This window comes from Amycolatopsis sp. PS_44_ISF1, from assembly GCF_032335455.1.
Classification (GTDB): domain Bacteria; phylum Actinomycetota; class Actinomycetes; order Mycobacteriales; family Pseudonocardiaceae; genus Amycolatopsis.
In genome coordinates this window covers 703,535-722,721 of sequence record NZ_JANUXO010000004.1, presented here as the reverse complement: position 1 = coordinate 722,721, position 19,187 = coordinate 703,535, and the positions used below count along the sequence as shown (strand labels likewise).

Annotated in this window: 15 protein-coding genes and 1 pseudogene; 7 read left to right on the top strand and 9 right to left on the bottom strand. The window is 72.6% G+C overall.

Annotation, left to right across the window (positions count from 1 at the left end; genetic code table 11):
- Nucleotides 1-28: 28 nt before the first annotated feature.
- Together NYF13_RS33170 and NYF13_RS33165 are read right to left on the bottom strand one after the other, a co-directional pair.
- Nucleotides 29-2,125, bottom strand: coding sequence for a 2Fe-2S iron-sulfur cluster-binding protein (locus tag NYF13_RS33170; protein WP_315661874.1), 2,097 nt, complete (start codon nucleotides 2,123-2,125; stop codon nucleotides 29-31).
- 12 nt (nucleotides 2,126-2,137) lie between these two features.
- Nucleotides 2,138-2,905 (bottom strand): siderophore-interacting protein, encoded by a 768-nt coding sequence (locus tag NYF13_RS33165; RefSeq protein ID WP_315661873.1) that lies wholly within the window; start codon nucleotides 2,903-2,905, stop codon nucleotides 2,138-2,140.
- Nucleotides 2,906-3,091: 186 nt separating this feature from the next.
- Between NYF13_RS33165 and NYF13_RS33160 the strand changes: the two genes are divergently transcribed.
- On the top strand, nucleotides 3,092-3,664 hold the full coding sequence (locus NYF13_RS33160) for a TetR/AcrR family transcriptional regulator (protein ID WP_315661872.1): 573 nt from the start codon (nucleotides 3,092-3,094) through the stop codon (nucleotides 3,662-3,664).
- Nucleotides 3,665-3,676: 12 nt separating this feature from the next.
- Here the strand turns inward: NYF13_RS33160 and NYF13_RS33155 are convergent.
- Nucleotides 3,677-4,556, bottom strand: a pseudogene (locus tag NYF13_RS33155) (IS5 family transposase); the annotation flags it as partial.
- Between the two features lie 302 nt (nucleotides 4,557-4,858).
- Entirely contained in the window at nucleotides 4,859-6,295 is a 1,437-nt protein-coding gene (locus NYF13_RS33150; RefSeq protein ID WP_315661871.1) for a neutral zinc metallopeptidase, read from the bottom strand.
- Nucleotides 6,296-6,811: 516 nt separating this feature from the next.
- Between NYF13_RS33150 and glgP the strand changes: the two genes are divergently transcribed.
- Nucleotides 6,812-9,355 carry an alpha-glucan family phosphorylase gene (glgP, locus tag NYF13_RS33145; RefSeq protein ID WP_315661870.1) on the top strand — a complete coding sequence of 848 codons (2,544 nt, stop codon included), beginning with the start codon at nucleotides 6,812-6,814 and terminating at the stop codon, nucleotides 9,353-9,355.
- A 65-nt stretch (nucleotides 9,356-9,420) separates the two neighbouring features.
- Here the strand turns inward: glgP and NYF13_RS33140 are convergent, their stop codons facing one another.
- Nucleotides 9,421-9,816 carry a rhodanese-like domain-containing protein gene (locus NYF13_RS33140; protein WP_315661869.1) on the bottom strand — a complete coding sequence of 132 codons (396 nt, stop codon included), beginning with the start codon at nucleotides 9,814-9,816 and terminating at the stop codon, nucleotides 9,421-9,423.
- A complete protein-coding gene (locus tag NYF13_RS33135) occupies nucleotides 9,813-10,367 on the bottom strand; it encodes a cysteine dioxygenase family protein (protein WP_315661868.1) in 555 nt (184 codons plus the stop codon). Before NYF13_RS33135 ends, NYF13_RS33140 begins: the two co-directional genes overlap by 4 nt.
- A 310-nt stretch (nucleotides 10,368-10,677) precedes the next feature.
- Between NYF13_RS33135 and NYF13_RS33130 the strand changes: the two genes are divergently transcribed.
- Genes NYF13_RS33130 through NYF13_RS33110 form a run of 5 tightly spaced genes read left to right on the top strand, consistent with a single transcriptional unit; the run spans nucleotide 10,678 to nucleotide 15,303 of the window.
- The gene (locus NYF13_RS33130) at nucleotides 10,678-11,499 is read left to right on the top strand and encodes an ABC transporter ATP-binding protein (RefSeq protein ID WP_396287798.1); all 822 of its coding nucleotides are present in this window, start codon (nucleotides 10,678-10,680) and stop codon (nucleotides 11,497-11,499) included.
- 56 nt (nucleotides 11,500-11,555) lie between these two features.
- Nucleotides 11,556-12,335, top strand: coding sequence for an enoyl-CoA hydratase-related protein (locus NYF13_RS33125; protein WP_315661866.1), 780 nt, complete (start codon nucleotides 11,556-11,558; stop codon nucleotides 12,333-12,335).
- Entirely contained in the window at nucleotides 12,332-13,297 is a 966-nt protein-coding gene (locus tag NYF13_RS33120; protein WP_315661865.1) for a class I SAM-dependent methyltransferase, read from the top strand. The genes NYF13_RS33125 and NYF13_RS33120 overlap by 4 nt, the downstream gene beginning before the upstream one ends.
- A 1-nt stretch (nucleotide 13,298) precedes the next feature.
- On the top strand, nucleotides 13,299-14,528 hold the full coding sequence (locus tag NYF13_RS33115) for a THUMP-like domain-containing protein (protein ID WP_315661864.1): 1,230 nt from the start codon (nucleotides 13,299-13,301) through the stop codon (nucleotides 14,526-14,528).
- Nucleotides 14,529-14,541: 13 nt separating this feature from the next.
- Complete coding sequence (locus NYF13_RS33110; protein WP_315661863.1) at nucleotides 14,542-15,303, top strand: HAD family acid phosphatase; 762 nt, start codon at nucleotides 14,542-14,544, stop codon at nucleotides 15,301-15,303.
- A gap of 48 nt (nucleotides 15,304-15,351) precedes the next feature.
- Here the strand turns inward: NYF13_RS33110 and NYF13_RS33105 are convergent, their stop codons facing one another.
- The 3 genes from NYF13_RS33105 to NYF13_RS33095 form a co-directional block, all read right to left on the bottom strand.
- Nucleotides 15,352-16,338 carry a chitinase gene (locus NYF13_RS33105; RefSeq protein WP_315661862.1) on the bottom strand — a complete coding sequence of 329 codons (987 nt, stop codon included), beginning with the start codon at nucleotides 16,336-16,338 and terminating at the stop codon, nucleotides 15,352-15,354.
- 579 nt (nucleotides 16,339-16,917) lie between these two features.
- The gene (locus tag NYF13_RS33100) at nucleotides 16,918-17,709 is read right to left on the bottom strand and encodes a hypothetical protein (RefSeq protein WP_315661861.1); all 792 of its coding nucleotides are present in this window, start codon (nucleotides 17,707-17,709) and stop codon (nucleotides 16,918-16,920) included.
- An 848-nt stretch (nucleotides 17,710-18,557) separates the two neighbouring features.
- On the bottom strand, nucleotides 18,558-19,187 hold the full coding sequence (locus tag NYF13_RS33095) for a class I SAM-dependent methyltransferase (protein WP_315661860.1): 630 nt from the start codon (nucleotides 19,185-19,187) through the stop codon (nucleotides 18,558-18,560).

The window sequence follows — 19,187 nt, the reverse complement described above, 5'->3', positions numbered from 1 at the left end:
GGCGCGGGGCCGCCCGCGCCCACCGGGGTCACGGCTCGGCGAGGTCCAGGGTGACCCTGGACCGGGGGCAGCCCACGCAGGCCAGTACGTAGCCGTCGGCCTGCTGCTGCGGGGTCAGGCAGTTCGGCCCGCTCAGGGCGACCTCGCCGTCGCATAGTTTCACCAGGCAGTCCCCGCAGTTGCCGACCGTGCACGAGTACGGCATCGGCAATCCGGCCGCGAGCCCGGCGTCGAGCAGCGTCTGGCCGGGTTCGACCACGGTGGAGCCGAGTTCGTCCGAGCCGTTGCGCACCAGCATTTCCTGCGGCTCGGTGGTTCCGAGGGTCGTTTCCGCCCCGCTGGTGTAACGCTCGTGGTGCACGTGGTCGCCCGGCACACCCCGCCCGCCCAGGACCTCCAGCACGGTGTCCCTCAGCGCTTCGGGCCCGCAGACGTAGTACCGCGCGTCCTTCGCCGGCCGCACCTCGTCGAGCCAGCCGCGCACGCCCGCGGCGTCGAGCCGGCCTCGGTCCCGAGTCAGGACGTGGCTGACCGAGAGCCGGTCTTCCTGGCCCAGCCGGCGGAGCTCGTCGGCGAAGATCACCTCGTCGGCGCTGCGATTGGTGTACAGCAACGAGATCCGGCGAGTCCCCGCGAGCGAGCGGATCATGCTCATCACCGGGGTGATCCCGCTGCCGGCGGCGATCAGGACCAGCTCGTGCGCCGTCGCCGGGTCGGGGTGGAACGCCCCCGAAGGCCCGCGCACCGACAGCCGGTCCCCGGCCCGCAGGACCCGGTGGACGTGGGTGGAGAACCGGCCGCCCTCGACCTGCTTGACCGTGATTTCCAGCCGCGGGGCCCCCGGCGCCGACGAAGCGGAGTACGCCCGCCGCACCGGGTTTCCGTCGATGTCGGTGACCAGGGTGAAGAACTGCCCGGGCCGGAAGTCGAACGGGCGCGCGCGCTCGGTGTCCTCCAGCACGAGGGTGACCGCGCTGGGTGTCTCCCGGCGCACCTCGGCGATCCGCACCTCCCGCCCCGGGTCCGGCGCGGCCGCCCCGGGACGCGGGGACCCGACCTCGATGTCCTCGTAGCCCTCCTTCCGCAGCCCGGACCGGTACGCGCGGTTCATCACCAGCCGCACCACCCGGCCGATCCCGGGAATCCCCACGACGAGCTTGAGAACGCGGGCGAGCGGACCGCTCGACGCCGTGTTCGCCGCGAGGTGGTCCCCGGCCAGCGCCATCAGGTCCGGCACCGCGCCGCGTTCGAGGTGCGCGGTCCACACGCGGGAGCGCGCCACGGCGGCGCTGGAAGTCACTTCGGCGTGCTCGACGTCGATGAGCAGCGCGGCGTGCGGGGGAGTCCCGCGCAACGCCATGGTCTCCAGCAGCGCCGCGTCGTCGGTGATCGAGCCGCGGCCGCGGACGTGCAGCACCCCGGTGCGGCCCGGGACCAGGGCGGCGAACGAGAGCCGGTCGTCCTGGAGCAGGTTGTGCAGGCTGTCCGCGCGCTTGTTGCCCCGGCGGTCGGGGATGACCAGGGTCCGGTCGTCGAGGATCCGCGCCACGGCCTGCTGGTCCCCGCGCGGGCTGGTGTCGCTCCCGCCGGACCGGTCCCAGGTGGACAGGACGAGGAACGGGGCGGCGGCGAGGAATTCGGCGACCCCGGGTCCGCCCAGCGGGCCCTCGACCCGGGGCGCGGGCGCGGGCGGCGCGGGCGGCTGCCACAGCCGTGACCGGATCACGGCCTGCGCGCAGTGCACGTACGCCTCTTCGATGTCCACAAAGGTCTCGGCCCCCTTGCGCTTGGCCACGGAACCGTTGACCCGCAGCGTCTCCCCGACCCCCGGCAGCAGGAGGACGAACGACACCGGACCGTGCGCCTCGCCGCCGGGCAGGGCGAACGAGATCCGCGTCGGCGAGTGGACCCGCACGAACCCCGGACGGCCGCCGAGGAACGTGGTGTGGCTGGCGCCCGCTGCGTCGCGATAGCCGAAGCCCGCGAGCGGGCAGTGCTCGAGGATCTTCCGGCAACCCTCGTCGAGCGCGCCGATCTGCTTCAGCATGACCATCGACGGTGGCCGCCCGATGACCGTTTCGACCTCGTCGACCGTGGTCAGGCGGTGACTGGTGGGCAGTCGCATCGGTTTCCTCCCTCAGTCCGGTGTGGACCAGCCGTGCCGCCAGTAGCCGGCGAACGAGATGTCGGCCTTCGGCACACCGCGGTCGCCGACCAGGTGCCGCCGCACCGACGTGGCGAGCCGGGACTCGCCCGCGACCCACGCGTGGAGCCGGCCGGGCGGCAGCTCCGCGCGGCGGACCGCTTCCAGCACCACGGTTCCCGGCCGCCGGCCCGGCGCGTCTTCGCGAGTGACCCAGTGGATCCGCACCCCGGGCGGCACCACCACGTCACGCACGTCCGCGCGGGTCGGCACTTCCAGGTGAACCTCGGCGGTGAGCGAAGACGGCGCCTGGTCGAGGATGGCCAGCACGGCCGGCAGCGCGGTCTCGTCCCCGACGAGCAGTTGCGGCCGCGAGGGCTCCGGAGCCCGGTAGGTGGTGCCCAGGTCGAAGAGGCCGGCCGGGTCCCCGGGGCGCACCCGGCGCAGCCACGAGGACAGGGGGGAGTCGCCGTGGCGGGCGAACTCGATGTCCACTTCGTCCTCGCCGGGCCGGGCCCGGCGGATGGTCAGGTTCCGCACCCTCGGGCGGGCCGATTTGGGCATCAGCATCACCTGGGCCATCCACGCCTCGCTGGACGCGGTCGGCATCCGCAGCGCGGCCTGGCCTTCCCGGGGGAAGAACAGCCGGACCGCCTGGTCCCCACCGGCCACGACCAGGTCCCGCAGACCCGGCCCGCCGAGGGTGACGCTCGTGAAGCCCGGCGACAGCCCCTCGATGCGGCGGACTCGCAGCGTGATCATCTTGCGAGTGGCCGGCCGCTGGACCTTCGGGATCACGACGCCCGGCCAGGGTTTGCGTTTTCGCAGCTCATAGCAATATTATGAGCATTAGCTCAGTTACTGGCTACTCGCTTTTGTTCCCCCGGGAAAGGACCCGCGATGCCCTCGGCCGAACGTCGTCTGGAGCCACGTCGGCGGCCTCGACAGGTGCGGGCCGAGCTCACCCGCGAGCGCATCCTCGCCGCGGCTGCTCACGTTTTCGCCGAGCACGGCTACGCCGCCGGCACCACCAACCGCATCGCCGAGCGCGCCCGGGTCTCCATCGGCTCGCTGTACCAGTACTTCCCGAACAAGGACGCCATCCTCGCCGCGCTCCTGATCCAGCACATCGACCGCGGCACCTGGACCGAGGCCGGGGAACTCGACCTCGCGCCGGGCACGCTGGAGGCGACGGTCCGCGCACTCATCCGCGACGCCCTCGACAACCACAGCGACGACCCCCAGCTGCTGCGCGTGATGATCGAGGAGGCGCCGTTGTCCCAGGAGCTGCTCGACACGGTCGAACGCCACGGAAAGCAGCGCACCGCCCAGATCCGCGACGTCATCGTCCGGCACCCGGACATCCACGTCGGCGCCCCCGACGTCGCCGCGGAGCTGGTGCTGTTCACGGTGGAGATGAACACGCACAAGTTCATGGCCGCCCCCCGCGACGCCCCGGTCGAAACCTTCGAGCGCGAGCTGGCCGCCATGATCACCCGCTACCTGCGCGGGGACCGCTAGGGCGTGTCCTCGAAGTCCGAGGAGCAGGGTGGCCAGGTCGATGAGACCTCGGTAGGAGATGGCTGTCTTGTCGGAGCGGGTGGCGATGGCGCGGAATTGTTTAAGGCGGTTGAAGCACCGTTCCACGATGGTGCGCCGCCGGTAGGCGCCCCGGTCGAAGGCCGGTGGGCGGCCACCGGCCCGGCCACGGCGTACCCGATTGGCTTGCTGGTCCCGGCGTTCGGGAATCGTCGCCGGGATGTGCCGTCGGCACAGGTAGGAGCGGATGGCGCGGCTGGAGTAGCCCTTGTCCGCCAGCACCCGGCGCGGCCGGATCGCTGGACGGCCTGGCCCCGGCCGACGGAACTCGATACCCGCCATGACCTGGGTGAACATCGTGCAGTCGTTGACGTTGCCGCCGGTCAAAACCACCGGCAGAGGCCGCCCATGACCATCGCAGGCCAGGTTGATCGTGGTGGTGGCTCCGCCCCGGGAGCGGCCGATGGCATGATCATCTGGCTCGCTGTGCTCGCAGCCGACGCCGGCTTCCCCCTGTGGGGGATGCCGTCGTCCGGCCCCCGCCGGCGGGGTGCTGATGCGCCCGCACGATGCTGGAATCCACCGAGACCTCGCGGTCGAGGTCGTTGATCGCCTCGGCGATCACCCGCACCTGCGCCACCAGAGCGGACAGGGTGCCCGAGCGAGACCAACGCCAGAACCGGGTGCAGACCGTCTTCCACGGCCCATACCGTTCCGGCAGATCCCGCCACGCCACCCCGGTCTTGGCCTTGCACAGCATCCCGTTGATCACCCACCGGTCATCCACCCGCGGGCGACCCCTCACCCCCGACACCGGCAACAGCGGCTCGATCACCTGCCACTGCTCATCAGTCAGCTCATGCCTGCGCACCACAACCGAAGATCACAGCAGATCACGCACACCAGCTTTAAGGACACGCCCTAGGGCCTGTCCTCGAAGTCAGAGGAGCAGCGTGTCCTCGAAGTCCGAGGAGGGTGCGGTCGTAGGCGGGTGGGCGTCCGCGGCCCGGTCGATGGAATTTGATTCCGGCCATGATCCGGGTGAGCATGGGCGCGGACGATGCTGGAGTCGACCGAGACCTCACGGTCGAGTTCATCAGTCAGCTCACGCCTACACCCCACAACCGAAGACCACAACAGATCACCGCACCCGCTGTCGAGGACAGGCCCTAGACCTCAGCCGTACTGCTTCGAGCAGACCGAGGACCCTTCCAGGTACCCGCGCCGCAGCGACTCGACGCGGTCGAAACCGCTGTCCGCGCGGCGGCCGTTGACGTCGGCGGAGACCAGCCCGTCCGGGCGGAGCAGGTCCGCGATGCCCTCGTCCAGGTCACCCGCCGAAAGCCGCAGCTCGCCGGGCCGGTTGGTGAACGCGGCCCACGCCCCGACCAGGCACGAGGTCCGCAGCCCGGCGTTCGGGTCGTCCAGCGAGGCGCCCACCCCCTTCTGCACGCCGAGCGCGTACCGCGAGGCCACCTCCGTGAAAGCCGCGAAATCACCGAGGCCGTCACTGTCCTTTCCGGACTGCTCGGCCTCCGGGTCGGACGGCTGGGCCAGCCGCGCGAGCCGGTCGAGGTCGATGTTCACGGTGTTGTCGGCCGGGCAGTACGAAGCGGGCGGCGTGCTCGGCCCGCCCGCGCAGCGGCCACGGCCCGCCACGATCGCCGGCCCGACCACCCCGGCGCCCTTGAACGCCTCGTCGAGGCTGCCCTTGAGCAGCTTCAGCGCGCTGTCGTCGAGCTTCGCGTCCCCCCGGCCGCGGTCGGCCTGGTCGAACGGCCGCTCGGTGAGCCGGGCCCGCACGTTCTGCGGGTTCATCCCGGCGCACTCGGGCGGGCCCTTCTCGAACCCGGACTGGAACGCGAAAGTGCGGTCGAACGCGGTCCCGTGCGCCTGCCGGTCGGTGGCACTGGTGCCCGCCTGGTCGCGGATGAAGAACATCGCGGCCATGACCTGGTCCAGCCCCTCGGCGGTGGACACCTGGTAGTACTTGCTCTTCCCCTCGGCCACCCAGCGGAAGTAGCTGCCGGCGAAGCAGTCGGCCTGCTGCTCCTTCACCACGGTCGGGGTGCTGCGGTCAAGCCCCGCCCTGCTGCCCAGCCGGTACTGGATCGCGTGGCCGAACTCGTGCGCCAGCACGGTGACCACCGACATCGGCCCGAAGCGCCGGCGCAGCATGGGCAGCAGCACCCCGCGGTCCCAGGCCACCGAATCGTCACCCGCGCAGTAGAAGGCGTTCACCAGCTTCTTGACGCTGCCGCAGGCGGTTTCTTCGGAGTCGGAGTTCGAGTCGTAGGACAGCAGCGAGGTGACGGGCTTGAACCCCAGACCGCCGAACTCCGTCGGCAACGCAGACCCCCAGTAGGTCTCCACGTCGGCGATCGCCGCGGTGGCGAGCTGGTCGTCCTGGCCTCCGTCGGCGTTCTTGACCTCCAGCCCGGGCGAGTGCGCGCCCGGCTTGAGCCCGCTGTCGAAGTGCGTCACCGGCAGCCCCGCCACGTTCCCCGCCCCGGCCGCGACGGGCCCGGCCGGCCCCCCGTCCCCACACCCGGCCACCCCGAGCGCCGCCACCAGCGCGAGCGCCACCAGCGCCCGGCCTCCCCCTCGGCTCATCTTCACCAGCTCCGCTCTTCGGCCCACCGGAGCCGGGTCGGCAACGGCCAGGCAGGACCCTACTAAGCGGTTACGCCGGCTGCGCGCGTTATCCCCGATTCGAACCACTACCGGTGAAGCAAGTGGGGCCTGGGACCCGCCTGGCCGACCCGGGTCCGCACGGTGTGGGTGCCCGCCGAGACGACACGGGTGGCGCGGGTGGCCGGACATCGCCAGTCCGCGTGGCCGAGCGGCGTGGGCGGCCAGGAACCGGCCGGTGGCGGGGCCGACTCGGGCGAACCACCGCGAACCGACTGGCCGTGAGGCCACCAGTGCTGCGGCCTCCCCGATGCCGATGCCGATGCCGATGCCGATTCCGCCCGCCGCTCCGGTCCGCAGCCCCTGCCCGCCGCGCTCGCTGATCACCGTCGACTCGCCACCGCCCGCCACCGGCGAAGCCGCCCACCTCCGGCCCGACCCCCCGCTGCGGTCACAGGTCCGCGCGCCCGTCGCCGCGGCCCGATATGGTCGCTGCTCATGCGTGCAGTCCGCCGGTTCACCGTTCGCGCCAGCCTGCCCGAGTCGCTCGCCGGGCTCGGGGCGCTGGCCACCAATCTTCGCTGGACCTGGCATCCGCCGACCCGCGACCTGTTCGCGTCGATGGACGCGGAGCTGTTCAACGCCATCCGCGATCCGCTGCGGATGCTCACCGCGCTGCCGCCGGAGCGGCTGTCCGAGCTGGCCGTCGACGAGGACTTCCTGCGCCGCACCCAGGAGGCCGCCGCCGATCTGGAGCGCTACCTCACCGAGCCGCGCTGGTACCAGCGGCGCGACGACGAGGGACTGCCCGGCGCCGTCGCGTACTTCTCGATGGAGTTCGGCGTCACGGAGGCGCTGCCGAACTACTCCGGCGGGCTCGGGGTGCTGGCCGGTGACCACCTCAAGGCGGCGTCCGACCTCGGGGTGCCGATGATCGGCGCCGGGCTGCTGTACCGGTCCGGCTACTTCCGCCAGGCCCTGTCGCTCGACGGCTGGCAGGTCGAGCACTACCCGGTGATCGACCCGAACGCGTTCCCGCTGGAGCTGGTCACCGAAGGCGGCGATCCGGTGCTGGTCGGGGTCGCCATGCCCGGCGGGCGCGAGCTGCGCGCGCAGATCTGGCGCGCCCGCGTCGGCCGGATCCCGCTGCTGCTGCTCGACTCCGACATCGAGGCCAACGACGAGGACCTGCGCCCGGTCACCGACCGGCTCTACGGCGGCGACGCCGACCACCGCATCCGCCAGGAGCTGCTGGCCGGCATCGGCGGCTTCCGCGCGGTCCGGAAGTTCTGCGAGCTCACCGGACACCCGCAGCCGCTGGTCTTCCACACCAACGAGGGCCACGCCGGTTTCTTCGGCCTGGAGCGGGCGCGCGAGATCATCCAGTCCGAGGGGCTGGCCTTCGACGAGGCGCTGCCCGCCGTGCGCGCGGGCACGGTGTTCACCACGCACACCCCGGTCAGCGCGGGCATCGACCGCTTCCCGGTGGACCTGGTGCAGCGCTACTTCACCGACGGCCGCCTGGTCCCGGCCGTCGACCCGCGGCGCGTGCTGGCGCTGGGCGCCGAGGACAACCCGGGCCTGTTCAACATGGCGCACATGGGTTTGCGGCTGGCCCAGCGCGCGAACGGCGTCTCACAGCTGCACGGCCGCGTCACCCGCCGGATGTTCTCCCGGCTGTGGCCCGGGTTCGACGAGGACGAGGTGCCGGTCTCGTCCATCACCAACGGCGTGCACGGGCCGACCTGGGTCGCGCGCGAGCTGAGCGCCCTGCTGGGCGGCAACCACGACGAGTTCGGCCACGAGGGCCGGACGCCGGGCAGCTCGTTGCGCGACGGCGTCACCGACGAGCAGCTGTGGGCCCTGCGCCGCGAGCTGCGGGAGAAGCTGGTGGCCGAGGTCCGCCGACGCGTGCGCGCGGCTTGGGTGCAGCGCGGGGCGTCGGCGCTGGAGCTGGGCTGGACCGAAGGGGTCTTCGACCCGGACGTGCTGACCGTCGGCTTCGCCCGCCGCGTGCCGACGTACAAGCGGCTGACCCTGATGCTGCGCGACCCGGACCGGCTGCGCGCGCTGCTGCTCGACGAGCGGCGGCCCATCCAGATCGTGATCGGCGGCAAGTCGCACCCGGCCGACGAGAACGGCAAGCAGCTGATCCAGCAGATCGTCCGGTTCGTCGACGATCCGGCCGTGCGGCACCGGATCGTCTTCCTGCCGGACTACGACATGTCCATGGCCCGCTACCTCTACCGCGGCTGCGACGTGTGGCTGAACAACCCCGTGCGGCCGCTGGAGGCGTGCGGCACCTCGGGCATGAAGTCGGCGCTCAACGGCGGGCTGAACCTGTCCATCCGCGACGGCTGGTGGGAGGAGTCCTACGACGGCAGCAACGGCTGGGCCATCCCGACCGCCGACGGGGTCACCGACCCGCTGCGCCGCGACGACCTCGAGGCCGCCGCGCTGTACGACCTGCTGGGCCAGCAGATCGCCCCGCTGTACTACGACAACGACGCCGCGGGCGTGCCGTCCGGCTGGCTGGCGATGGTGTGGCACACGCTGGAGACGCTGGGACCGCGCGTGCAGGCGTCGCGGATGGTGCGAGAGTACGTGGATTCCGGCTACCTGCCCGCGGCCCGCATGGTCGCCGCGGCGACCGGCGACGGTTACCGCGGCGCTCTGTCGCTGGCCGACTACCGCACCAAGCTCGAGGTCGCCTGGCCGCGGGTGCGGATCTTCGATTCGGAGCTGCGCCACGAGCACGCCGAGCGGCTGGTGGTCGGCACCGAGGTCACCGTGCGCGCCCGGATCGACCTGGCCGGTCTGGACGCGTCCGAAGTGGACGTCCAGGCAGTGGTCGGCCAGGTCGGCGACGCCGACGAGCTCACCGAGGCCGTCACGGTCCCGATGCGGGAAGACGGCATCGGCGCGTTCACCGCGTCTCTGACGTTGCCGCGCGCGGGCTCGGTCGGCTACACCGTGCGGGTGCTGCCGAAACACGAGCTGCTGGCCAGCCCGGCGGAGCTGGCGCGCGTGGTGCTGGCCTGAGCCCGCCTCCCGACCGGCCCGGCCGGGCCCGGCCCGGCCCGGATCAGGCGTCCCCCGGCCGAGCCTCAGGGCACCGCCGGCGAACCCCCCGGCACCACCGGCAGCCCGGCCGCGGCCCAGGCGCGGAAGCCACCGGCCAGGTCGGTCGCCCCGGGCAGGCCGAGGCGTTGCAGGTCGGCGGCGGCCAGGCTGGACGAGTAGCCCTCGTTGCACACCACGATCGCGACCGTCTCCGGGGTCACCCCCGGCAGTTTCCACTCGCTGTCCGGGGCCAGCCGCCACTCCAGGTGGATCCGCTCGACCACCACCGAGCCGGGGATCTCGCCCTCGGCCAGGCGGTTCGCGTGCGGCCGGATGTCCACGACCAGCGCGCCGCCGGACTGCAGCCGCTGGGCGCGGAGCGGGTCCGCCCGGTCCAGGGTGGACCGGGCGCCGGCCAGGAGTTCGTCGATCGCGCTCACCGTCCGAGTATGGCCGGGAGCGGCGGGATCTCCGCGGGCACGTCCGCGAGGCTCCGGTAGTCCCGCGTCGCCACCAGGGGCGGGGAGTAGGCGTGGACGCTGGCCGCCGGGGCGTCGCCGATGCCGGTGACCTGGTGCGCGCGTCCGGCGCCGAAGCCGATGCCCTCGCCCGCGGAGTGGGTGCGGCGGCGGACCGGGCCGCCGGGGTAGCGGTACTCCTCGCCGATCTCGCCCTGCAGCACGGTGAACGAGCCGGAGGCGCCGCCGTGGTCGTGCGGTTTCGTCTGCTGGCCGGGCAGCCACGACAGCAGCCACAGCTCGACGCCGTCGGTCAGCGCGAGGCGGGCCCACCAGCGGCGGTCCTCGTCGAAGCGCAGCAGCCCGCGCAGTCCGCCGGTCAGCTCGGTGGCGACGGTCCGGGTCAGCTCGGCCAGCTCGCGCGGCGTCCACAGCAGCCGCGACGGGTGCAGCAGCGACGGCAGCAGGGGATCGGTCAGGTGGGGGTGGATCTCGAAGTCGGGACGGGTGATCGACGTGATGGACACGGTCAACGCGGGTGCTCCTCGATCGGAAGTGACGGCTGGGGTGACTTCAGCGCGGCCCGCGAGGACCTCGGTCGTCCCCGGCGTTCAGCGGGCGGGCCGCGCGGGCCTACACCCGGCGGAGGCCACGAGGAGCAGATCGATCGCCCGGCGGCGCCAGAACGATCCCCGGGTGACGGGGACGGCGGTGGGCGCGGGCCTGGACATGCCCCGATCCTGCCACGATCCGGCGGTCCGCCGGGTTCGCGTCCCATCGGCTGGACGTCCGCGGGGCGAACAAAGCCGGGCGGGTGCGGGCGCGGGCGCGAGGGCGGCCACAATGGGGTTCGTGAGCGAGCCGACCCTGCCCAGCGACCTTGACGACCTCGTGGTGCGGATGGCCGGTGTCGGCGTCCGACGGAGCGGGAACGACCTCCTCGCCGGCCTCGACTGGAGTGTCGAGCTGGACGAGCGGTGGGTCGTGCTCGGCCCGAACGGCGCCGGCAAGACCACCCTCCTGCGGCTGGCCGCCGCCGAACTGCACCCGACCGCCGGCACCGTGGACCTGCTCGGCGACCGCATCGGCCGGGTCAACGTCTTCGACCTGCGCCCGCGCATCGGCTTCACCTCCGCCGCCATCGCCCAGCGCATCCCGGGGGACGAGCTGGTGCGCGACGTGGTGGTGAGCGCCGGCTACGCGGTGATGGGCCGCTGGCGCGAGGCCTACGACGCGATGGACATCGGCCGCGCCGCCGAGCTGCTGGGCACGCTCGGCATCGAGCACCTGGCCGAGCGCACCTTCGGCACCTTGTCCGAGGGCGAGCGCAAGCGCGTGCTGATCGCGCGCTCGCTGATGACCGACCCCGAGCTGCTGCTGCTCGACGAGCCGGCCGCCGGGCTGGACCTGGGCGGCCGTGAGGACCTGGTCGCGCGGCTGTCGCACCTCGCGCTGGACCCGGACGCGCCGGCCATGGTGCTGGTCACCCACCACGTGGAGGAGATCCCGCCGGGCTTCACCCACGCGCTGCTGCTCTCCGGCGGGCGCGCGGTGGTCGCCGGGCTGGTGGACGACGTGATCACCAGCGAGAACCTGTCGAAGACGTTCGACCAGGACCTGGTCCTGCAGCGCTCGGGCGAGCGGTTCTTCGCCCGGCGTCGGTAGGTTGGTCCCTACCGGCCGGTAGCCTGCTGGCCGTCCGTCATCGAGGAGGAAGTCGCGTGGCAGAGTTCGTAAGCCTGGAGGTCGAGGGCGGGGTCGGCACGATCCGGCTCGACCGGCCGCCGGTCAACGCGCTGAACAACCAGGTGCAGGCCGAGCTCGCCGAGGCGGCGCGCGAGGCTTCGGACCGCGACGACGTCCGCGCCGTGATCCTGTACGGCGGCGAGAAGACCTTCGCCGGCGGAGCGGACATCAAGGAGATGGCCGACCGCACGTACCCGGAGATCGCCAAGTTCGGCGCCGAGCTGACCGCTTCGCTCGCGCGCATCGCGAACATCCCGAAGCCGGTCGTCGCGGCCATCACCGGTTACGCCCTCGGCGGCGGCCTGGAGCTGGCGCTGACCGCGGACCGGCGGGTGGCGGGCGACAACGTCAAGGTCGGCCAGCCGGAGATCCAGCTCGGCATCATCCCCGGCGCGGGCGGCACGCAGCGGCTGACCCGGCTGATCGGTCCGGGCAAGGCCAAGGACCTGATCTTCACCGGCCGGTTCGTGAAGGCCGAGGAGGCGCTGGCGCTGGGCATCCTCGACGAGGTGGTGGCCCCGGACGACGTCTACGCCGCCGCGCACCGGTGGGCCGCGCAGTTCGCCGAGGGGCCCGCAGTGGCCCTGCGGGCCGCGAAGACCGCGATCGACTCGGGCCTCGACGTCGACCTGGCCACCGGCCTGAAGATCGAGACCCAGCTTTTCACCGCCCTCTGGGCGACCGAAGACCAGCGCAACGGCATGAAGTCGTTCATCGAAAACGGGCCTGGCCAGGCCACCTTCGAGGGGAAGTGACCAGCGTGACGGACCCGGTTCCGAACCCGCACGCCACCGCCGAAGAGGTCCAGGCGGCCTACGGCGATCCGAAGCTCGCGAACGTCCTGTACCACGACTGGGAAGCCGGGACCTACGACGAGAAGTGGTCGATCTCCTACGACGAGCGCTGCATCTCCTACGCCACCGACGTGTTCGACGCCGTTGCGGGCGAAGACGGCCAGCCCTACCGCCACGCCATGGAGCTGGGCAGCGGCACCGGCTTCTTCCTGCTGAACCTGATGCAGGGCGGCGTCGCCAAGAAGGGCTCGGTCACCGACCTCTCGCCCGGCATGGTGCAGGTCGCGCTGCGCAACGCCGAGCGCCTCGGCCTCGACGTCGACGGCCGGGTCGCCGACGCCGAGCGCATCCCGTACGAGGACGACACGTTCGACCTCGTGGTCGGGCACGCGGTGCTGCACCACATCCCGGACGTGCGCGCGGCGTTCGCCGAGGTGCTGCGGGTGCTCAAGCCCGGCGGCCGGTTCGTCTTCGCGGGTGAGCCGACCAAGGTGGGCGACCTCTACGCCCGCAAGCTCGGCCAGCTCACCTGGTTCCTGACCACCCGCGTGACCAGGCTGCCGGCGCTGAACGGCTGGCGGCGCCCGCAGGAGGAGCTGGACGAGTCCTCGCGCGCCGCCGCGCTCGAGGCCGTGGTGGACATCCACACCTTCGACCCGTCGGAGCTGGAGTCGATGGCGCGCGGCGCCGGGGCTCAGGACGTGCGCGCGGTCACCGAGGAGTTCTCGGCCGCGCTCGCGGGCTGGCCGATCCGGACGTTCGAGGCGGCCGTGCCGCCGGAGAAGCTGACCGTGCGCTGGCGCCTGTTCGCCTACCACCTGTGGCTGCGGCTGTCCGCTTTGGACAAGAACGTGCTCTCGAAGGTGCTGCCGCGCGAGCTGTTCTACAACGTGATGATCACCGGGACCAAGCGGCCGTCCTGAATTGGCCTACGGTTTCTCGTCCGAGGACGTCGCCTTCCTGCGCTCCGGCGCGGGACGGGCGGCGTTGCTCGCGGCGTCCACGCTGCCGCTGACCGACGCCACCCGGATCGCCGACGTCGGCGCCGTGCGGCGCTCGGTGGGCGAGCTCCGCGCCGCCGCGGTGCTGGAAACCGTGGTGCTGCGCCGGAAATCGGCGGCGAAGCTGGCGGACGCGGACGAATGGCTGCTTACCGGAGACGCGCTCCAGCAGGCGAGCGCGACGCCGGTGGCCCGGCACCGGGCGTCGAGACTGGCCGGCCGGGACGTGCACGACGTCACCTGCTCGGTCGGCGCGGACCTGGTGGAGCTGGCCCGGGTGGCGCACCGCACGCTCGGGTCCGATGTGGACGCCGTCCGGCTGGAGATGGCGCGGCACAACGCTTCCGCCGCCGGGGTCGCGCCCGGGATCGTGCGGGCCGACGCGCTCGCGCCGGTCAGCCGCGGGGCCGTGGTGGTCGCGGACCCGGCCCGGCGCGATGCGGCCGGCCGCCGCACCTGGAAGCCCGCCGACTTCCGCCCCCCGCTCGACGGGCTGGTGGACGCCTACCCCGGACGTCCGCTGTCGATCAAGTGCGCACCGGGCCTGGACTTTTCGATCGTGCCGTGGGCCGAAGAGGTCGAACTGGTCTCCCTGGACGGAGCGGTCCGGGAGGCGTGCCTCTGGCGCGGGCTGTCCGAAGGGGTCTCGCGGCGGGCCACCGTGCTGCGTTCGGACGGTGCGCGGTGGACGCTGACCGACGCGGAGCCGGACGAGATCCCCGCCCGGGAGCCGGGGGAGTGGATCGTCGACCCGGACGGCGCCGTCGTCCGGGCCGGGCTGGTGCGGCACTACGCGGCGCGCCACGGGCTGTGGCAGCTCGACGAGCGCATCGCCTACCTGACCGGGGACACCCCGCCGCCCGGCCGGGCCTTCCGGGTGCTGGAGCACGGCCCGTTCACCGAAAAGGCCCTGCGCTCCACCCTCCGGCGACTCGAGGTGGGCCGGTTGGAGATCCTGGTGCGCGGGCTCGACGTGGATCCGGACGCGTTGCGTCGCCGGCTGAAACCACGCGGTCACGCAGAGTCCACTGTGGTGCTCACCCGGATCGGCCGCTCGCCGTTCGCGTTCGTCTGCCGGGCCGAGCGCATTCCTTCAGAGGGTGGAATCGGCGGCGGCGGCAGCGTAGGTTCGCCAGGTTCGCCTGATACCTAACCGAGGGGTCGCCGTGTCCCGTTTCCCTGGTCTCGTCAAGCTCGCCGCCGCCGCGGCCATCGGTGCCACCGTGGCGGGCGGTGCCACCGCGCTGGCCGGCTCGGACGCCGTCACCGCCGCCCACGGCCGGGAGCCGGCCAACATCGGCCAGGTGAAGAACGACGTCAAGGCCTACTACGGCGACTACCTCGACGCCTCGGGCAAGCACCACTACTCCGACAGCAGCCGCTTCGTCACCGACACCAAGCGGGTGCTCGCGGACGCCAAGCGCTACCTGACGCAGAAGCTCGGCACGGTGAAGAACCCGGCGATCGTGCTCGACGTCGACGACACCTCCGAAGTCACCTACGGCTGGGAGGCCGACAACGACTTCGGCTTCGACCCGGTCAAGCAGCAGCAGGCGATCGACAACGGGACCTTCGTGGCCAACAAGCCGGTGCTGGAGCTGGCGAACTGGGCGGCGCAGCGCGGGGTCGGGGTCTACTTCCTGACCGGGCGCAGCACGCCGCAGGGGCCGCAGTCGCTGAAGAACCTGGCGAACGAGGGCTACCCGGCCCCGGCCGGCGCGTACTTCAAGCCGGCCGGCACCGCTCCGGCCTACCTGCCGTGCGGGCTGACCTGCAACACCGTGCAGTACAAGTCCGGTACCCGCGCGCACATCCAGGCCACGGGCGCGCACATCGTGCTGAACCTCGGGGACCAGTTCAGCGACCTCGAAGGCGGTTACGCCGACAAGCCGGTCAAGCTGCCGAACCCGATGTACTACCTGCCCTGAACCCGGCGCGGTCCCGGACCTCCACTGTGGACGTCCGGGACCGGGGGTTCAGCCGCGGTAACCGGAGAAGATCTTCGCGAACTCGTAGGGCTGCTGCGGGATGTTGGTGCACTTGTAGAGCGCGCCGGTGCACGCGGCGGCGTCGCGACCGGACTCCCAGAACGACAGCAGGCCGAGGTGCACGGTCTTCGCGAAGCCGACCAGCGCGGTGGCGTCCTTCTGGTAGAAGACCTCGTTCTGCGAGTCGTTGACGCCGATCATCGGGGTGACGCCGACCTTCTTCCAGGCGTCCGCGTCCGACAGCCCGAAGATGGACTTGACCTGGGCCTGTGTGGCCTTGGCGGCGGAAATGGCCTTCGCGCCCTGGTCGCCGGCGCCCTGGTAGTAGTCCATGGCCATCACGTTGACCAGGTCCACGTCGACGCCCGCGGACTTGGCCGCGCCGACCACGTTGAGCCCGTCCGAGGTGAGCCCGTTCGGCAGCACGGGCAGGGTGAGCGAGATCTTCAGCCCGGGATTGTCGGCCTGCACGATCTTCAGCGCCTGGGACCGCCGCTGGATCGTCGCCGGATCGGCCACGGCGGCGCCCTCGATGTCCAGGTCGATGTACTTGAGGTTGTAGGCCTTGACCACCGCGTCGTACTCGGTGACCAGCGAAGGGACGCTGGTGCAGGCCTGGGCCAGCTCGATCCCGGACGCGCCGCCGAACGACACCTTCACGTCACCGCCGTTCGCCCGGATCTTGCCGATCTCGTCGGCCTGCCAGGCCGCGCGCGGGTCGTAGGCGTTGAACCAGCTGGCCTTGCACCCGGCGGAGGTGACGAAACCGAGGGTGAAGCTCTTCGATCCGCCGCCGGCGGACATGGTGGACAGCACGGGCGTCGGCCAGGCCCCCATGTCGACGTAGGGCGCGAGGGTCACGGACGAGGCAGCGGGCGCGGCACCGGCGGACGCGGCGGGCGCCGCCAGCCCGGCGGCCACGGCCACCAGCCCGCCGAAGGCGAGGGCGGTTTTGCGGGGAGAGGGGAGTCGCATCGGTGAGACCTCCACAGCGGGGACCTGGAGAGCGGGAAACCTTGACCAAATGGTATAGACCAATGACGGTTTCCGGCCATAGCCCATTCGGCTGCCCCGGGTCCCGATCAGCGGGAAGGGCGGATTTTCGCCGCCTTCGCCGGGCCGGGGCCTCTGGTGCTTTCGGTGCTTTCGGTGACTCCGGTGCTTTTCGCCTGGGGTCCGGCCTTCGGTCGCTGGCCCGGTCCGCCCGCGGTTCGCCTGACCGGGCTACCCGCGGTCCGCCTGCCCGGTCCGCCCACGGTCCGCGTGCCCGGTCCGCCTGCGGTTCGCCTGACCGGGCTACCCGCGGTCCGCCTGCCCGGTCCGCCCACGGTCCGCGTGCCAGGGCCGCCCGCGGTTCGCCTGACCGGGCTACCTGCAGTCCGCCTGCCCGAGCCGCCCACGGTCCGCGTGCCCGGGCCGCCTGCGGTTCGCGGCCACGGCCGGACGACAGCCGTCCACGCCGGTGCCGATCGCACTCGCCGCCACCCCGGCCCGACTCCGCCGATCGCGCGCGCCGGGGCCGCTCAGCCGGTCGCGGACCGGCCCCCGGTCGATTCAGCCGACCGCGAGCGCGGTGACCCCCGAGACGTAACGCCCGCCCTTCAGATCACCCAACGGCACCAGCCGCGGCAGCGCGAGCGGCTTCCCGTCCTCCACAGTGGACAGCAGCAGTGGCCGCCCGCCGACGTAGTCCTCGGCGAGCGTCACGGCGGCGCCGTACCCGTCGGACCCCACGGCGACCACGGGCTTGTCCGGCGTCGGCACCACCCCGGCCAGCAGCAGCACCAGGGCCAGCGGCGGCCCGGACTCGGTGTGGGTCTGCGCTCCGGCGTCCGAGCCGAACCTCGCCGTCACCGTCCGTCGCGGCAGGTGGGCGATCAGCTCCGGTGGCAGCGTGACGCCCCACCGCCCCTGCGTGACCCGCACGGCCCGATCCGACGCCCCGGCCCCCGACACGACGACGGTGACCGTCCGCACGTCAGTCACGGTCCGGCTGCCGTTCCGATCACCCGGCACGGTCAGGTCGACCCCGCGCTGCCCGTCCCGGAACACCGCCGGATGACCACCGATGGCCGGATCGACCTCGGCCAGCGCGAACGTCACGTCCCGGTGCGCGCTCCCCGCCACCCGCACCGTCACGCGCAACGCGGTGTTCTTCCCGGCCGGCACCGCAGGCACCGCTGCGGCGACAACCCGCTGCAGTCCCTCCCCGGCCAGTTCCCCCGCCGAGTACGAAGCGGGAATCCCCACGGCCCCGCCCACGGACACCACCTCCGCCGCCGTGGCCACCCCACCACCGGCCACCACCCCGACCACCACGACCAGCCCGACGACGATCCCGCGCATCCCGCCCCCATCCCCGCAACCACGAACGACCGCGGGAGCTTAGCCGTTTCCCCGAAGATCGCCTACGCGCCGCCGCCCGGCCCGCCCGGCGGCGCCACCCGCCCACTCGCTCCTTGCGCCCTCTTCCGCGCCGCCCGCCCTCTCGCTCCGCCCTCTCTCGCACCGCCCTCTCGCGGCGAACCGGCGCCACCTGCCCTCTCGCACCGCCGTCTCTCTCGCACCTCCGCCCGCTCTCCCTCTCGCGCCGCCCGCCCCACTCGCCCCTCGCCCGCCCGCTCGCGCCACCCGCCCCGGCTGGCAACGTCGGTAGCTTCGCCTTCCTTCGATAACACTCGCCGCCCTTGACTCCCTCTCCGCCTTCGGCCGCTTCGCCGCCCTCGACTCGCTCGCCGTCGTCGTCGTTCTCGACGCTCTCAACCGCCGACCATCTAGCCGACGATCGGCAAAACCGGCCCGCCAAGCGCCCGCCCCCCACCGGGCGTTCCAGTCGTAGCCGATTTCCGGTGAAGCCCCGAACCGATCGGTTCCACCCAGTCCTCCACCGCCCCGCGACCCAAGCCATCCGTCTACGACCTGCGCAAACACCGGCTCCCCACCCCTCGCCGCAAATCGGCCACAACTCGGGGCTGGCCCCGCCGCGCTTCCCGCCGCCCAGCCGTCACCCCTGGCCGCCCACCCCGCGTCGGACCCACCCCAGCCGGTCGCCGTCCGTCGGCGACGCTGCCAGGGCGCTCCGCCTCACACCAGAACGAGACCCACCTCAACCGGTCGCCGTCCGTCGGCGACGCTGCCCAGGCGCCCCGCCCCACACCACACCGGACACCCCACCCGCCCCCGGCCCGGCTCCGTCACGCCCGCCGGCGGGCCACCAGCACCGCGTCGTGAATGGTCACTTCGCTCCCGTCCGGAAGGGTGGCCGTCCGGGGCCGCGCGTCCGTGACCACCCGGTCCCACCCGTCGTCGAGGATCTCGGCGATCTCCTCGGCCGGGTAGAACATGCCGGGAACCTTCGGCCGGGGCGCGCCGGTCTCCAGGTCAGACGGGTGGTGGCCGACGATCAGCAGCGTCCCGCCCGGGGCGACCGCCGCCGCCAGCCGCTCGAACAGCGCCGTGCGCTCGGCCTCCGGGTGGTGCATGAACTGGGCCGACACCAGGTCGAACCGGCCTTCGGGCGCCCATTGCGTCAAATCGGCCTGCACCCAGGAGATCCGCTCGTCCAGACCCAGCGATTTCGCCTGTTCCGCTCCGCGCGCCAGCGCCGTGGCCGAGAAGTCGACGCCCGTCACTCGCCAGCCGGCGGCGGCGAGCCACAGCACGTCGCTGCCCTCACCGCAGCCCGCGTCCAGCGCCCGGCCGGGCGAGAGGTCCGTCGCCTCGGCCACCAGTTGGGGGTTGGGCCGCCCGCTCCAGATCGACGGCTGCGAGCCGTACCGCTCCTCCCAGAACTCCCGGTCGAAGACCGGCATCCGCTCCGTCAC

Excerpts from the sequence above, each read along its gene's own strand:
- NYF13_RS33105 (WP_315661862.1), bottom strand. The coding sequence starts at position 16,338 with ATGCGACTCCCCTCTCCCCGCAAAACCGCCCTCGCCTTCGGCGGGCTG.
- NYF13_RS33130 (WP_396287798.1), top strand. The coding sequence starts at position 10,678 with ATGGGGTTCGTGAGCGAGCCGACCCTGCCCAGCGACCTTGACGACCTC.
- NYF13_RS33165 (WP_315661873.1), bottom strand. The coding sequence starts at position 2,905 with ATGATCACGCTGCGAGTCCGCCGCATCGAGGGGCTGTCGCCGGGCTTC.
- NYF13_RS33150 (WP_315661871.1), bottom strand. The coding sequence starts at position 6,295 with ATGAGCCGAGGGGGAGGCCGGGCGCTGGTGGCGCTCGCGCTGGTGGCG.
- NYF13_RS33100 (WP_315661861.1), bottom strand. The coding sequence starts at position 17,709 with ATGCGCGGGATCGTCGTCGGGCTGGTCGTGGTGGTCGGGGTGGTGGCC.
- NYF13_RS33170 (WP_315661874.1), bottom strand. The coding sequence starts at position 2,125 with ATGCGACTGCCCACCAGTCACCGCCTGACCACGGTCGACGAGGTCGAA.
- glgP (WP_315661870.1), top strand. The coding sequence starts at position 6,812 with ATGCGTGCAGTCCGCCGGTTCACCGTTCGCGCCAGCCTGCCCGAGTCG.